Origin of the sequence: Pseudomonas sp. TR47, assembly GCF_044143025.1 — a bacterium.
Classification (GTDB): domain Bacteria; phylum Pseudomonadota; class Gammaproteobacteria; order Pseudomonadales; family Pseudomonadaceae; genus Aquipseudomonas; species Aquipseudomonas putida_E.
Genome location: NZ_JBHFCS010000015.1, coordinates 101,279 through 116,906, shown reverse-complemented (window position 1 = coordinate 116,906; position 15,628 = coordinate 101,279). Strand labels below are relative to the sequence as shown.

The window sequence follows — 15,628 nt, the reverse complement described above, 5'->3', positions numbered from 1 at the left end:
TATGGTCAATGATTTGTATAGCCCCGGCATTGGCGATACTTGTAACGCTAGGTTTATGGGCGAAAGGATACACGCCATGTCAAAAATTGCTGATCTCCGGGTCGGCGTGGAAAGTGTATTGGGTGAACGATGCGCGGTACTGCTTCAAACCTGACTCCTACACTGACGACAACCAACCATGCAAGCGTATCGGGGATAAAAATGTATGCGTACAATTTGAGGGTCGGTAACTAATTCTGGGGATGGGCTACGAAGCTCCGGAGGGCTAATGCTCTGCGCAAGAACAGTTCGCGCACCGCATAATCGGGCCGGTACTCGTCATCGCAGGTCGCTACCAAGCAAAGCGCCGTACTCGTATAGTCGACCCACTCGCCTAGCTTCAGGCGCAATGGCCAAGCGCTGACTCTCTCTGATCTGACCATGATCCCCCCCAAGCTCTGAGCATTGGAAATGAATTCTAACAACCCGACATTTGCCTCTATTAAGTTCAGACTACTCGCTGCCTTGACACTTTTGCTCTGTGCGACAGTAGGGGTGTTCGCTACGTACTGGTTGATTACACATGTCCTGCCAATATATGGACAAATGTGGCGTCGCGCATCGGCCATCGAGGTCCCGTACATGGCTTTCGGCCTCATCATGGCACCACCCGTTATGCTTGCCTGTACAGTAGCCAGCGCATTCGCCATATGGACAGGCAAACGATATGATCCACCGGAAAAATCCGCGCTTGCGAAACTTCAGACAGGCCTGATGAAGGCCTCAGTCTATTCACTCATAGGCCTTGCACCACTCACTGCTATCAGCACGACAATTGCACTCAACGCATTAGACAATACAACCTGCCCGCAACTCTGAAAATCGGGATCGGCATGGCAGACGTACTGGGTAAACCATCCCGGCTTTTGTTTTAAACCGGACAGCTATACCGAAAATCGATGGCCCTGCAAAAATATAGACGGCAAAAAACTTTGCATAAACATGGACGAGTAGCGAAAGCCTGAGGCCCCTCGGGCACGATTGCCTGGATGCAGGGCCCGCACTTGCTCTTGGCTTGGCTACCACCGCGCTGGCGTTGGTGGCGTACGGATTGGCATATTACCGGCCTGGCAAAAGTAGCATGCTGCAATTCATGGGGGTTTCTAACACAAGTTCCCACCAACTCGGACGAACTCCTCGCGGGTGGAATACGTGGCCGCTAGTGTGAGGAGCGATGCGAACAGCGGTGAGAATGATAAATTGAAGAACATGCGCAAATTCGCAAAACTTACAAAGCGTTCACTGCGATAAGCACAGTTCATGCACGACAATGTCATCGCTATCACCACACCGAGGGCCGGTATAGCAAAAAATTTGGAGTCACACCGATCATAAGCACGGCGACTATCACGATCAGCATCCAGACCGACCAAATTTTTGCAAAAAATCTATCCGTGGTAAACATAAGACTATTTCTAAAGTATTTTGCCTGATCATCAACAGTGGGGTTGCAAATCACACTCCTATCCGGAAGTTGAGCAGCACCCCGAAGGCCCCTTGTCCAAAGCAGCAAACCTGGTAGTGATTCGTACCTCAACGTGGTGGCGCGAGATCCCGTGCCGCCAGCCGTTCACCATAGGAAGGCTTGAGCATCAGTTGTCGTCATACACCAGCTCATCGAGTTCGTCAGTTGCCGGCGAATGCTCAAACAAGTGCCTTGCCAAGTGACATATACGCTGCGACCAGGCCACCTTGGCTACCCACTCGGGCGGCATTCCCGACACCCCATACAAGGCACCTGCCAACTGCCCCGCCGTGGCGGCCACGCTGTCGGCATCGTCGGCAAGGTTGGCCGCGAGCAGAATCGCATCCTTGAAATTGTCGGTGTGCCAAACCGCCCAGAGCGCTGCTTCTAGGGTGTCGACCACATAGCCGGAAGAGCGAATCTGCTCTCGTGACTTGAGCTTGTATTCGCCGGCATTGATGATCCGCGGCCGAGACTTCAGCGGGCGCACTTTGGCTGCCAACGCCTCGTGTTTGTCGGCGCCATTGAGTGCCAGATGCAACTGTGCGCCGAACAGGCTACAGCACTGCAGCACTTCGGGCGCGCTGTGCGTGACCGTGCTCTGCGTGGCACTTTCTCCCCAAGTCGCCGAGAGCGAGTGGCGCCGAAAAATGGCAGTGGGCGCAAGCCTGATCAACGAACCGTTGCCAGCAGCCGAGGGCTCGGCATTCCCTTGCCAAGCAAGCCCCTCAGTTTCCCACCCTTCGAGCGCGCGCCGAGTGACACTGCCGATGTCGAAACAGCGCCCATTGACGCTGTTCTCGCCCTGGCGGTACCAACGCACCAGTGCGTCTGCAAAAGTCGCGAAATCGAACCTGCCCTTGGCCTCGTAAGTATCGGCCAGGCACAGCGCCATGCTGGTATCGTCGGTCCACTCGCCGGGCGCCAGCCGGAATGGGCCACCACCGACCATGTCTGTAACCTGGCCCTGACCGCGGCGCTGAAACTCCAGTGTGGTCCCCACCGCATCACCGATTGCCAGGCCCAGCAGTGCGCCCTGTGCGCGGTCGAGTGCTTGTTCGCGTGAAAGCGTGCAAGGCCTGTCGCTAAGCCAGGCTGGCTTGATGCGTGGCAATATGGGCGCGTCTGGATCGTATATGTACTCCATGCGCTGCTGTAACTGGGGGGATACGTCGGGGACCAGGTCGATGTAGCGCTGGGCGTATTCGCTCAGGACTGCGTCCGGACTTCTCAGGTCGATCATGCTGGCTCCTTGCAAAGGCTTGCTCTCATCCATCGGCCCATTTTGCTGACCTGGTCAGCCCCTGACAACAGCTCCAGACAGGATCTGGCATAATCAACGATCAAGCACAGCAAGGAACGCTGACGTCATCATGAAATCTCATCCCGAACTCCATGTCAGATCCCCGCTGCTCTTTCGCTGCGTGGCCATCGGCTTTGCGCTGTGCATGCTAGCGGTGTGCGCACTTGCGTTCTACGTACTGTGGGCCGAACTGCTGCCGCTGTATGGCCGCCTCTACAGAAATGCACCCGTTGTGGAAACGCCGCTCATGAGTTTTTTCGTACTCGCGGCGATTCCGGGGACGCCCTACTCGCTCGTTGTCTGCGCCTTCGCGGCATGGACCGGCCAGAAATTCGACCCGCCCAAAAAGTCCAGGCTTCACACGTTCGAAATCCGGTCGTTGCAGTTGATGTTCGCGATAATGTGCTGCGCTGCCCCGGCCATGATCATTGCGACCACGGCCACACTCTCTGCGAAGGGCTACTGGTCTTGCCCAAAGCTCCGTATTTCAGGCTCCGCATGGCAGATGTTCTGGGTGAACGATGAGCGCATATGCTTTACGCCCGATTCCTACATCAACGACCATTGGCCATGCAAAGTTGTCGGGAACAAGACTATTTGCGTCCAGGTGGACGGTAGGTAGCAACGCCCCAACCTGCCGCCGAACGACACGATCGAGGGGGGATGGCACCGGCTTTGCCGGTGATCGCCGGCAAGCCGGCTTGCCGGCGATCACGGGCGCAGCCCGTGCCAATCCCCCTGTCAAACACGCAGCTCAAATAATGCCGGCTCCTGGATCTTGAACCCACTCCATCCGCCGCTACATGCGGCGTATTCCGTCGCATTGCCATCATTGAAAGGCCCGCCGTAAAGCCCCTGCATTACCGCCCGACCCAACCAGAAATGCGACCTGCTTCACCTTTTGAAAAATATTTTCCAATCTCTTTTTCAGCTGTTTTCCCACGCCTCAAACCCCTTCCCCACGGGCCCAAGCCCTGATTTTACGCACCCAAAACCACTGCTCGATATCAATGCGACATCATTGCGCCGCGTCACAAACAACGAAAAAATCGCGGCCGCCGCAGGAACTTCTTCCAACGCGGGGTGCCCTACACGGCATTACTGGCAACACGATATTCATGTGCCAGTACCGAGTTTCCAGTCCACGCCAGCGGCGTATCAGGACGATTCAAAAAGGCTCATGGACGATGTACCGATGACACAGACGTTTGATGTCGAAGCACTGATCAAGCTGCGTAGCCAAACGCGGGCAATCTCCGATGCGCTCAAGGCGCAGGCGGCCGATTACCTCGCCACCGCGGCGCCGCTGATCCGTCCGCAAACGCTGTTCGGTGAATACCTGCAGGGGGCGCAACGCAGCAGCGGGCGCGAAACCCAGGGCCACTTCCAGTCGCTTATCGAACTCTACGAGCGTATCGGCTCGGCCGCGCCCTTCCAGCTGGTCAGCGAGCTGGAAGTGCCGCTCAACCTCATCAGCACCACCCCCGAACTGTTCCCCCTGGAATACGACAAGGCCCTGGTCCCCAGCGGCCAGGTCATCCGCATCACCAGCCCCGTGCGCTGGGTCGTGGGCTTTCAGGGCTTCGAGCTGGCGCGCTTTCGCAATGTCATCCACGACCCCAACCGCAGCAGCGCCGAGCTGTACCGCTTCGTGGTGCACTACCTGGTGCTGTTCTACTGCCTGAGCAAGTCACCTGGCCTTGGCCGCCTGTTCGAAGGCCTGCGCTTTGGCTTGAGCTTCGAACGCCTCAAGGGCATGGGTGACCTGCCCTTCTGCGTCATCAGCTCGCCGGTGCGTTCGGAACTTCCCGACGATTCGGTCATCCGTAGCAGCACGCAAATTGCCGGCAACACCAGTTTCGAAGAGCTGGTGGGCCGCGACAACATTCTGGAAATGAACGACGAAATCCGTCAGCGCCTGCTGCTGACGATCGAAGGACTGTAACGCGCAGGCCCCCGCCGGGCCGCGCCATGATTCGCAGCGAATTGCTCGCACTGGAGAACACGATGGCGAAGAAGGAAAGTACCCAGCACAAACTCGACCGCGTTCGCGCGCCGCGGGTTCACATCACTTACGACGTGGACATCGGTGATGCGATCGAGAAAAAGGAGCTGCCCTTTGTCGTTGGCGTGCTGGGCGATTTTTCCGGCAACCCGCTGGAGCCCTTGCCCAAGCTCAAGGACCGCAAGTTCGTCTTCATCGACCGCGACAATTTCAACGGCGTGCTCAAAGGCATCAAGCCGCGCCTGACCTACCGCGTCGACAACACCCTGGCCAAAAACGGCACCCAGCTGGGCGTGGAGCTGAACTTCAACAGCATGGAAGACTTCGAGCCACAGAACGTGGTGAAGCAAGTCGAGCCGCTGCGCAAGCTCTTGGAAGTGCGCAACAAGCTGGCCGACCTGCGTAACAAGATGGGCGGCAACGACAAGCTCGAAGAGCTGCTGATGGACGTGCTGCAGAACACCGAGAAGCTGAAAACCCTGGGCAAGGAATTCGGTCGCGAAGCCGCCGTACCCGCCGCCGATGGCAAAGAGTAAGCAGGAGCCAGACGATGACCGACAAGCAAACACTGCCACAACAGGACACCGACCTGGTCGAGGTGGAAACCTTCGCCCCGCAGGCCTCGCTGCTCGACAGCATCATTTCGCAAAGCCGTGTGGCCCGCTCCGACACCGAGCGCAACCGCACCCGTGACCTGATCGGTGAGCTGGTCAATCAGGTGCTCGAGGGCGAGATGACCCCGAGCAAGGACCTGATCGCCGTGCTCGACGCGCGCATCGCCGAGATCGACTCGATGCTCTCCGAGCAGATGAACGAGATCATGCACGCCCGCGAATTCCAGCAGCTGGAAGCCTCCTGGCGCGGCCTGAAGTACCAGGTCGACCAGACCGAAACCAGCACCACGCTGAAGATCCACCTGCTCAACGCCTCGAAGAAGGACCTGGTGCGCGACCTCAAGGCCGCCAGCGAATTCGACCAGAGCGCGCTGTTCAAGAAGGTATACGAAGAAGAGTACGGCACCTTCGGTGGCGCCCCGTTCGGCATGCTGATCGGTGACTACGAATTCAACCGCAACCCCGAAGACATGTACCTGCTCGAAGAGATCTCGCACGTTGCCGCCGCGGCCCATGCGCCATTCATTTCGGCCGCATCGCCCGAGCTGTTTGGCTGGGACTCGTTCACCGACATGTCCGGCCCGCGTGACCTGGCGAAAATCTTCGACACGGTCGAATACGCCAAGTGGAAGTCGTTCCGCGCCTCGGAGGACTCGCGCTATGTCGGCCTGACCCTGCCGCACGTGCTCGGCCGCCTGCCATATGGCCCTGATACCACCCCGGTGGAAGAATTCAACTTCGTCGAAAGCGTCGACGGCCGTGACCACAACAAGTACCTGTGGATGAACGCCGCCTACGCCTTGGGCACCCGCGTCACCGATGCCTTCTCGCGTTACGGCTGGTGCGTGGCCATCCGCGGTGTCGAAGGTGGCGGCCTGGTAGAAGGCTTGCCAACCCACACCTTCAAGACCGATGACGGCGAAATTGCCCTCAAATGCCCAACTGAGATCGCCATCACCGACCGCCGTGAAAAAGAGCTGTCGGACCTTGGCTTCATCCCGCTGGTGCACTGCAAAGGTACGGACTACGCCGCGTTCTTCGGCACCCAGTCGGCGCAGAAGCAGAAGCAGTACAACACCGACATCGCCAATGCCAACGCACGCCTGTCGGCGCAGCTGCAGTACATCTTCGCCACCTCGCGCATTGCCCACTACATGAAGGCGATCATGCGCGACAAGATTGGCAGCTTCGCCTCGCGCATGGACGTCGAGCGTTTCCTCAACCAGTGGCTGGCCAGCTATGTACTGCTTGACGACACCGCCAGCCAGGAAGCCAAAGCCAAGTTCCCGCTGCGCGAAGCCCGTGCCGAAGTGTTCGAGGTGCCAGGCAAGCCAGGTGTTTACAAGGCCGTGACCTACCTGCGCCCGCACTACCAGCTCGACGAACTGACCGCTTCGCTGCGCCTGGTCGCAGAGCTGCCGCAAGGCGCTCGCGGCTGACCGGCCTGCGTGTTCAAGGATGACACATGAGTAATCAGGCCCGCCTGCTGCCCTCGCTGCTCGACCGGCTGCTGGACGACCGTCCGTTTCAGTCGGCCGAGCCGGCTGTGCAGCGCACCTGCTCGCTGGCCGAATACAAGGCCAGCATCGTGCGCGACCTGGAGGTGCTGGTGAATACCCGCCAGTCCCTTGTCGCCGAGCAGATCGAAGGTTTCAGCCAGCTCGGTGGCTCCATCCTTGAATACGGCATGCCCGACTTCATCAGCCGCAGCGTGCTCGACCCGCACGACCGGCGGCTGATCCAGCAACAGCTGGAGCGCGCGATCAGTACCGGCGACCGGCGTTTTCGCCGGGTGCGCGTACAGCTGCTGGCCCAGCAGAACGGCCATCGCATGTTGACCTTCCGCGTGGACGCCGTGTTGCGTCTGCAGGACATCAGCCGCCAGGTGTCGTTTGACGCCGTGCTGCAGGTCAACACCCAGGAATACAAAGTGCAGAACCTCAACTGATGCTCGACGAACTGCTGCCCTACTACGAAAAGGAACTGTCGCACCTGCGCTTCCTCGGCCAGGAGTTTGCTGCGCAGTACCCGAAGATCGCCTCGCGGCTACTGATCGAGGGCGACAACTGTGAGGACCCGCATACCGAGCGCCTGATCGAGGCGTTCTCGTTCCTCTCGGCGCGGGTGCACAAAAAGCTCGATGACGAGTTCCCGGAGATTGTCGAATCGTTCCTTGAGGTGCTGTACCCGCACTACCTGCGCCCTACCCCGTCGATGTCGATCGCCGAGCTCAGCCTTGGCAAGCAGGAGAAGGTCACCGAAGCCTACCGCGTGGCGCGGCACACCGAGATGCACGCCAATGCCGTTGAAGGCGTAGTGTGCAAGTTCCGCACCTGCTACCCGGTGGAGCTGTGGCCGGTTGCCGTGCAGCAGGCCTCGTTCACCGAGATGGAACGCTCGGCCTTCAACGGCCACAGCGCCGATCTGGTGGCGCGCTTGCGCATCCGCCTGCAAGCCACCGGCGACGCCTTGTTCGGCCAGATGGAGCTTGACCGCCTGCGCTTCTTCCTCGACGGCGAAGCAACGCTGATGCACCAGCTCTACGAGCTGCTGTTCAACAACCTCGCCAAGGCCACACTCAGCTTCCAGGACGAAGGCCGCAGCCGTGAAGTCGCACTGCCCGCCGACGCCCTGAAAGCGGTGGGTTATGCCCGCGACGAAGGCCTGGTGGATTATTCCGAGCGCTCGTTCCTCGGTTACCGCCTGCTGCACGAGTACTTCACGTTCCCCGACAAATTCATGTTCTTCGACCTCTCAGGTTTTGCCCGCATCCTGCAGGGCAAGGCCATCGAGCAAGTCGAGATCAACTTCTACTTCAACGATTACGACCTCAGCGAGCGCCTGGCGCGGCTGGCCCAGAACATCGGGCGCAACAATTTCAAGCTCAACTGCACGCCGATCATCAACCTGTTCCGCCAGCAGGCCGAGCCGATCAAGCTCACCCACACCCAGCACGAATACCCGGTCACCCCGGACATTCGCCTGCACAACGCAGCGGAAGTGGTGTCGATCGACCGGGTGCGGCGCGTACGCAAGCTCGGTGGCATCGACCACGTCGGCACCTGCCAGCCGTTCTTCGAGCCGCGTGGCGAGCAAGACCCGCACAACAGCTTCTGGATTGCCCGCCGGCGCAACCAGGGCGATGCCACGGCGATGAGCATCCGCGTGGTCGACCGCGACCTGGAGTTGATCGACGGCACCAGCGACACCCTGAGCATCAGCCTGACCTGCAGCAACCGTGATGTACCCCTGCTGCTGCCGTTCGGTGGCGAGCGCGGTGATTTCAACATCCCGGCCAACTCGGTGATCAAAGACATCCGCTGCCTGCGCAAGCCCACCGCCACGGTGCGCGTCCCGCTGGGCAAAGGCCTGATCTGGCGGCTGATCGCGCACCTGTCGCTCAACCACCTGTCGCTGGTGAGCCAGGGCCGCGAAGTGCTGCTCGAGCTGCTGTCGCTTTACAACTACCGCAACGTCTCGGCCATCCGCAAACAGATCAACGGCATCAAGGCAATCAACAGCGAGCCGGTGGTAGCGCGCATCGGCCATCCGCGGCCGAATTTCGTGCGCGGCGTGGGCATCACCCTGACCTTCGACGAAAGTCAGTTCACCGGTAGCGGCGTGTTCCTGTTCGCCATGGTGCTGGACCACTTCTTTGGCCAGTACTGCTCGATGAACAGCTTCACCCAACTGACCCTGCGTACCCAACAACGAGAAAAGAGAGTCGTCCAATGGCCAGCACGTACTGGCGATCAGCCCCTGGTCTGATCGATCAAGCCAGAGCCGAGCCGCACCGATTCGAATTCTTTCAATTGGTGCGCCTGCTTCGCCTGCACTACAGCCGCACCGGGCGCATGGACCTGGCAACCCGGCCGCACGAAGACCCGCTGCGTTTTCGCACTCAGCTGTCGCTGGCGTTTCCGGCCAGCGAGGTCAGCGACCTGCAGTTCGAGCGTGAGGGCAAGGTGTCGACGGCAGGCCTGCCGCTGTCGGAAGTCCAGGTCACTTTCATGGGCCTGGTGGGCCCGTCGGGCGTATTGCCTCGCCCGTACACCGAGCTGCTGCTCGAGCGCCACGTGCAGTACCGCGACGATGCCGCCCATGCGTTTCTCGACATCTTCTCGCACCGCATGACCACGCTGTTCTACGAAGCCTGGCAAAAGTACAAGTTCCATATCGAGCACGAGCGCAACGGCACCTCGGGCTTCGATGGCTACCTGCTCAACCTGGTCGGCCTGGGCCCGCGCGCCCAGCAGCTGAAGTTCGAACGCCAGCAACCGGTGCTGCGCCGCGAGCTGTTCAGCTACTTTGCCGGGCTGCTCAGCCAGAAGCCACGCAACGCGCTGAACCTGGAGCGGATGCTCGGCTTCTATTTCGCCCTGCCGATCAAGGTCAGGCAGTTCGCCGGCCGTTGGTTGAACCTGCAGCCCGAACAGTGCACCCAGCTTGGCCGCAAGAACGCCCAGCTCGGCCTCAGCGCCGTGGCCGGCAACCGCGTGTGGGACTACCAGTCGTGCATCCGTATCGAGCTCGGCCCCTTGGCGTTGGCCGATTACCGGCGGTTCCAGCCTGGCACCGACGACTACCGCAAGCTGGTCGAGCTGGTGCGCTTCTATGTAGGCGCCGAGCTCGATTTCGAAATCGCCCCGCTGCTCAAACGCGAGGCCGTGCCCCGTGCCCAACTGGGCCGCAGCGGCAATGTCGCGCTGGGCTGGCTGGGCTGGCTCAAACGCCCTGGCCGTGACGCGGAGCCTTCGCGTTGCGCCGTCTTCCACATTCCTTACGATGGGGTCGCCTTGTGAACCTGAAGTCTCTGTTCGCCAAGCTTAACGAAACCAGCCGCACGGCCACTGAAAGCGCGGCGGCCCTGTGCCTGTCGGAGCACCACTACGACGTCGAGGTGGAACACCTGCTGCTGCAGTTGCTGGACAACAGCGACAGTGACCTGCCGCTGATCCTGCGCCACTACGACGTGGTCGCCGAGCGCCTGCAGGCGCAACTGGTGACCGCCCTGGGTACCTTCAAGAAGGGCAACACCCGCACCCCGGCGCTGTCCCCGCACATCACCCGCATGATCGAGCAGGCCTGGGTACTGGCCTCGATCGAGTATGGTGTGGGCCAGGTGCGCAGTGCGCACCTGTTGCAAGCATTGCTCGACGATGCCGAACTGCGCCGGGTGGTCATCGCCTCCGCACCGGAGCTTGAGAAGATCAACGCCGACGACCTGCGCCTGAACCTCAGCGCACTGGTCGAAGGCAGTGCCGAATCCCGGCTCGCCAGCCCTTTGGCCAGCCCCTCGGCGCCAGTGGCAGGCACCGGCAAGGTTGGCGGCAAGACCCCGGCCCTGGACCAGTACACCGTCAACCTCACCCAAAGCGCCCGGGACGGCCGGATCGACCCGGTGCTTGGCCGCGAGTTCGAAGTGCGGCAGATGGTCGACATCCTCACCCGTCGCCGCCAGAACAACCCGATCCTCACCGGCGAAGCCGGCGTCGGCAAGACCGCAGTGGTCGAAGGCCTGGCCTTGCGCATCGCCCAGGGCGATGTGCCGGCCCCACTCAAGGACGTCGCCGTGCACACCCTCGACCTGGGCCTGCTGCAGGCCGGTGCCGGGGTCAAGGGCGAGTTCGAAAACCGCCTCAAAGCGGTGATCGAAGAGGTCAAGCGCAGCCTGCACCCGATCATCCTGTTCATCGACGAAGCCCACACCCTGATCGGCTCTGGTGGTCAGGCCGGGCAGAACGATGCCGCCAACCTGCTCAAGCCAGCCCTGGCCCGTGGCGAGCTGCGCACCATCGCTGCCACCACCTGGGCCGAATACAAGAAGTACTTCGAAAAAGACGCCGCCCTCGCCCGTCGCTTCCAGGTAGTCAAGGTCGAGGAGCCTGACGAAGACAAGGCCATCCACATGCTGCGCGGCCTGCTCGGCAAGATGCGCGAGCACCACAAGGTGGCGGTGATGGACGAAGCACTGGTACAGGCCGTGCGCCTGTCCAACCGCTACATCACCGGCCGCCAGCTGCCCGACAAGGCGGTCAGCGTGCTCGATACCGCCTGCGCACGCATCGCCCTGGCGCAGTCGTCGCAACCCGGCGCGCTGGAAGACTGCCGCCGCCATATCGACAACCTGCAGGCCGAAATCGCCGTGCTCGACCACGAAGCCGGCAAGGGCCACGACCATGCCCGGCGCCTGGCCGAGCTGCAGGCCGCCCTGCAGGCCGAGCAGGAGCACGAACAGCGCCTGAGCGCCCAGTGGCAGCAGGAGCTGGGCCTGGTCGAGCAACTCAAAGCCCTGGACAGCGCCAAGGACACCGACGCCGCCCAGCTCAACGCCCTGCGCGCCGAGCTGAGCAATGTGCAGGGCGACCAGCCCTTGGTCCACGCCTTGGTCGATGCCGGCGCCATCGCCCAGGTGATCAGCGGCTGGACCGGTATCCCGCTGGGCAAGATGCTGCGTGACGAGATCGACACCGTGCAGCGCCTGCCTGCGCTGCTCGGTGAACGCGTGCTGGGCCAGGACCACGCGTTGCACGAAATCGGCAAGCGCATCAAGATTTCCCGCGCCCGCATGGAAGACCCGAACAAACCGATCGGCGTGTTCCTGCTGCTGGGCCCCAGCGGCGTCGGCAAGACCGAAACCGCGCTGGCGTTGGCCGACACCCTGTACGGCGGTGAGCGCAACCTGATCACCATCAACATGTCCGAGTACCAGGAGGCCCACACCGTGTCGAGCCTCAAAGGCTCGCCACCCGGCTACGTCGGTTACGGCGAAGGCGGCGTGCTGACCGAGGCCGTGCGCCGCAAGCCCTACAGCGTGGTGCTGCTCGACGAGGTGGAGAAGGCCCACCCCGACGTGCTCGAGCTGTTCTTCCAGGTGTTCGACAAAGGCGTGCTGGACGACGGCGAAGGCCGCGAGATCAACTTCCGCAACACGGTGATCATCCTCACGTCCAACACCGGCACCGAGCGCATCATGCAGACCTGCCTGAATGCCCAGACGCTGCCCACCCCCGAGGCCATCGTCGAAGGCCTGCGCGACGAGCTGAACCACGTCTTCAAACCGGCCTTCCTCGGCCGCCTGAGCATCGTGCCGTTCTACCCGGTGCAGGACCAGATCCTCGAGCGCATCGTTGCCCTCAAGCTCGAGCGTATCGCCAAACGTTTCGCCCGCAACCACCAGGCTGAGCTGAGCTACGACGACGCCATGGTCAAGGCCATCGCGGCACGTTGCACCGAGGTCGACAGCGGCGCACGCAACATCGACAACATCCTGTCACGCACCCTGATGCCCGAGCTTGCCCAGCACGTTCTCGAGCGCATGGCCCAGGACGCGCCGATCGAGCGCTTGACGATCGAGCTGGGCAGCGATGGCGATTTCGCCTATCGCCTGGCCTGAACGAGTACCCGGAGGTTTAGCCGTCATGTACCACACACACACCGCCCTGAAGCGCCTGACCGTCGCAGCCCTGCTGCTGGCACTGGCCGGTTGCGGCGTCACCGACCGTATCGGCAAGCGCATGGAAGACAGCTGGGCGGCCGACATGCTGGCCGACAGCGAGAAGGTCATCCTGACCTCCGACGGCGGTAACCAGCTCAACCCCGACGCCGAGGGCAAGCCGTTGTCGGTGGTGATGCGCGTGTACCAGCTGACCGACCTCGAGCGCTTTGCAGCCACCGACGCCGAGACGCTTTGGGACACACCGGAAAAAGCCCTGGGCAACACGCTGGTCGAAGCCCGCGAGCTCACCCTGCTGCCGGGTATCGGCCAGACCGACCAGTGGCCGCTGGCCAAGACCGCCCGCTATGTCGGCGTGGCAGCGTTCTTCCGCAATGAGCAGGATGCCCGCTGGAAGGTCGCATTCGATGCTGAGTCGCTGCGCAAGGACGGTATCTGGTTCTCGTCCGATGGCCTGCGGGTACTGGTGGACAATACCGAAATCAGCGCCCTGCGTGGCGTCGATGTGCTGAACAAGCCGCCCACCGCCGACCAGTTGGCTGCTGCGCAAAAGGCCGACGATGCGCCGCCTGCCCTCACCGACAAAGTGCAGGATGCCGTGATCGAAAAGGCCACCGACGCTGCCGGTAAATCGGCCAGCAACGCCATGGATTCAACCTTCAACTCTTTAGTGGATAGCGTCAAATGAGCAAGCAGAGCCGGGTGATGTGGTCGGAAGGCATGTTCCTGCTGCCCCAGCACTTCCAATACCAGGATGAGTTCCACCAGCACCAGCTGGCCGAGGCCACCCTGCGCGGCACCCCGTTCCATTGGGGCGTGCAGGCGCTGCAGGTGGACGAAGATGCCCTGGCCAACGGTTCGCTGCAGCTCAAGCGCCTGAAGCTGGTGTTTCCGGACGGCAGCCTGTACGACGCCCCGCAGCACGACCCGTTGCCGGCCGCGCGCGACCTCAAGGACCTGCTCAAGGCCAACGACCTGAAGGTTTACGCCGCACTCAAGCTGCCCGAGCCCTTCGGCCTGAACTATGTCGAAGATGGCCAGGAGCACAAGGCGGCGCGGCGCTTTCGCAAGCAGTTCGACACCCTGCCGGACCTTAACGAAGGCGAGCTGGAAAACGAAATCACCAGCCTGCGCCTGAATGTGGTGCTGCTGGTCGATGGCGACAGCCTCGATGGATACAGCCATTGCCCGTTGGCCAAACTCACCCGCAACAGCATGGGCGGCTTCAACCTGGACCCCCACTTCGTCCACCCCACTCTGCACTTGGGCAGCCACGAGACCATCGCCGGCATCGGCAAGCGCCTGCTCGGTGCCCTGCAGGCCAAGAGCAAGGCGTTGTCGGGTCGGCGCCGTGAGCGCGCCGACCAGATCGCCGAATTCGGCTCCAGCGACGTCACACTGTTCTGGTTGCTGAACACGGTCAACCGTGCGCACCCGCAACTGGCCCACCTGCTGGCCCACCCGCGGCTGCACCCCGAGCGCCTGTACCTGTTCCTGGCCGACCTTGCCGGCGGGCTGTTGACGTTCACCCTCGATACCCAGCTTAGTGATGTCCCCGAATACGATCACCACGACCCGGCGGCATCATTGGTCAAACTGGACGAGATGATCCGGGTGATGCTCGACAATGTCGTGCCCAACCAGTGCATCGTCATCAACCTCACCCAGACCAAGCCGTCGTACTGGCAGGGGCAACTGCGCGACCCGCGCCTGGCCGAGGCCGACTTCTATATCTCGGTACACGCCGACATGCCCGGTGCCAGCCTGCTGGAGCTGGTGCCACGGGCGTTCAAGGTGGGCTCGCCGGAAGACATCGAAGTGGTGGTCAACAGCGCCATGCCCGGCGTCACCCTCAATCATGCTGCGCGGTTGCCCAACGCCATTCCGGTACGCCTGGACAACCAGTACTTCGCCATCGAGCCGCATGGCCATGTCTACGAGCGAATGATGAACGCCCAGACCATCTGCTTCTATGCGCCCAGCGCCTTTACCAACCTCAAGCTTGAACTGATGGCGGTGCTCAAATGACCGAAGCCGTATTGCAACAGGGCGCCGTTGCGCCCGCCAGCGACAAACCGACCCTCAAGGGCCTGGTACAGGACTTCATCAGCATGGCGCTGATTGTCCGCCGTGGCCGCCAGGTCACGTCGGTACAAGCCTTCGAAGCCAGCGTCGACCGCTTCTTCGCCAACCTGGAGCGCGATGCCCGCGCCGCCAACTACAGCGTCGAGCAGGTCAAGGACACCCAATACGCCCTGTGCGCGTTCCTCGACGAAAGCGTGCTGCGCTCCGGCGACAACGAACTGCGCGGGCACTTCGAGCTGCAACCGCTGCAGTTCCGCTACTTTGGCGTGCACCTGGCCGGTGAAGGCTTCTTCGAGAAGGTCGAAGCGTTGCGCGCCGACGTCAAACAGAACCTCGATGTGCTGGAGGTCTACCACCTGTGCCTGGCGCTGGGCTTCGAGGGCAAGTTCAGCCTCGGCCAGAAAGACCAGCTGCGCTACCTGGCCAACGCCCTGGGCCAGGACATCGCGCGCTACCGCAAACCGCCCAAAACCCTCTCGCCGGACTGGGCCCTGCCCGACCAGGTGTCGCAGATGCTGCGCCACGAAGTGCCGCTGTGGGTGTACCTGGTGTTGATTGCGCTGGTCTGTGTCGCGGTGTACCTGACGCTCGACTGGTTGCTGGACAAGGATGTCGCCGCCCTTTCCGAACAAATTCGCCAGCTGTTCAGTGCCTGAGCACA

12 protein-coding genes are annotated in these 15,628 nt (G+C 61.7%); 11 read left to right on the top strand and 1 reads right to left on the bottom strand.

Going from position 1 to position 15,628, the window contains the following annotated elements; all coding sequences use genetic code 11:
- Positions 1-1,631: 1,631 nt before the first annotated feature.
- Positions 1,632-2,747, bottom strand: coding sequence for an ADP-ribosylarginine hydrolase Tri1 (tri1, locus tag ACEWE8_RS16815; protein ID WP_046787628.1), 1,116 nt, complete (start codon positions 2,745-2,747; stop codon positions 1,632-1,634).
- A 130-nt stretch (positions 2,748-2,877) separates the two neighbouring features.
- Between tri1 and ACEWE8_RS16810 the strand changes: the two genes are divergently transcribed.
- The 11 genes from ACEWE8_RS16810 to icmH all read left to right on the top strand — a co-directional run bounded on the left by ACEWE8_RS16810 (position 2,878) and on the right by icmH (position 15,623).
- Positions 2,878-3,429: a hypothetical protein gene (locus ACEWE8_RS16810; RefSeq protein WP_046787629.1), complete on the top strand. Its 552-nt coding sequence runs from the start codon at positions 2,878-2,880 to the stop codon at positions 3,427-3,429.
- Positions 3,430-4,002: 573 nt separating this feature from the next.
- Positions 4,003-4,752, top strand: a complete 750-nt coding sequence (locus tag ACEWE8_RS16805; RefSeq protein ID WP_012314371.1) for a hypothetical protein — start codon at positions 4,003-4,005, stop codon at positions 4,750-4,752.
- A gap of 62 nt (positions 4,753-4,814) precedes the next feature.
- Complete coding sequence (gene tssB, locus ACEWE8_RS16800; RefSeq protein ID WP_012314370.1) at positions 4,815-5,348, top strand: type VI secretion system contractile sheath small subunit; 534 nt, start codon at positions 4,815-4,817, stop codon at positions 5,346-5,348.
- Between the two features lie 14 nt (positions 5,349-5,362).
- Complete coding sequence (gene tssC / locus ACEWE8_RS16795; protein WP_012314369.1) at positions 5,363-6,865, top strand: type VI secretion system contractile sheath large subunit; 1,503 nt, start codon at positions 5,363-5,365, stop codon at positions 6,863-6,865.
- Between the two features lie 26 nt (positions 6,866-6,891).
- Positions 6,892-7,374, top strand: coding sequence for a type VI secretion system baseplate subunit TssE (tssE, locus tag ACEWE8_RS16790; RefSeq protein ID WP_012314368.1), 483 nt, complete (start codon positions 6,892-6,894; stop codon positions 7,372-7,374).
- Complete coding sequence (tssF, locus tag ACEWE8_RS16785) at positions 7,374-9,194, top strand: type VI secretion system baseplate subunit TssF (RefSeq protein WP_395589330.1); 1,821 nt, start codon at positions 7,374-7,376, stop codon at positions 9,192-9,194. The genes tssE and tssF overlap by 1 nt, the downstream gene beginning before the upstream one ends.
- Entirely contained in the window at positions 9,158-10,228 is a 1,071-nt protein-coding gene (tssG, locus tag ACEWE8_RS16780) for a type VI secretion system baseplate subunit TssG (RefSeq protein WP_046787631.1), read from the top strand. The genes tssF and tssG overlap by 37 nt, the downstream gene beginning before the upstream one ends.
- A complete protein-coding gene (gene tssH, locus ACEWE8_RS16775; protein WP_046787632.1) occupies positions 10,225-12,822 on the top strand; it encodes a type VI secretion system ATPase TssH in 2,598 nt (865 codons plus the stop codon). The genes tssG and tssH overlap by 4 nt, the downstream gene beginning before the upstream one ends.
- A gap of 25 nt (positions 12,823-12,847) precedes the next feature.
- On the top strand, positions 12,848-13,570 hold the full coding sequence (tssJ, locus tag ACEWE8_RS16770; RefSeq protein ID WP_046787633.1) for a type VI secretion system lipoprotein TssJ: 723 nt from the start codon (positions 12,848-12,850) through the stop codon (positions 13,568-13,570).
- Positions 13,567-14,910, top strand: a complete 1,344-nt coding sequence (gene tssK, locus ACEWE8_RS16765) for a type VI secretion system baseplate subunit TssK (protein WP_046787634.1) — start codon at positions 13,567-13,569, stop codon at positions 14,908-14,910. Before tssJ ends, tssK begins: the two co-directional genes overlap by 4 nt.
- Entirely contained in the window at positions 14,907-15,623 is a 717-nt protein-coding gene (icmH, locus tag ACEWE8_RS16760) for a type IVB secretion system protein IcmH/DotU (protein ID WP_012314362.1), read from the top strand. The genes tssK and icmH overlap by 4 nt, the downstream gene beginning before the upstream one ends.
- Positions 15,624-15,628 lie beyond the last annotated feature (5 nt).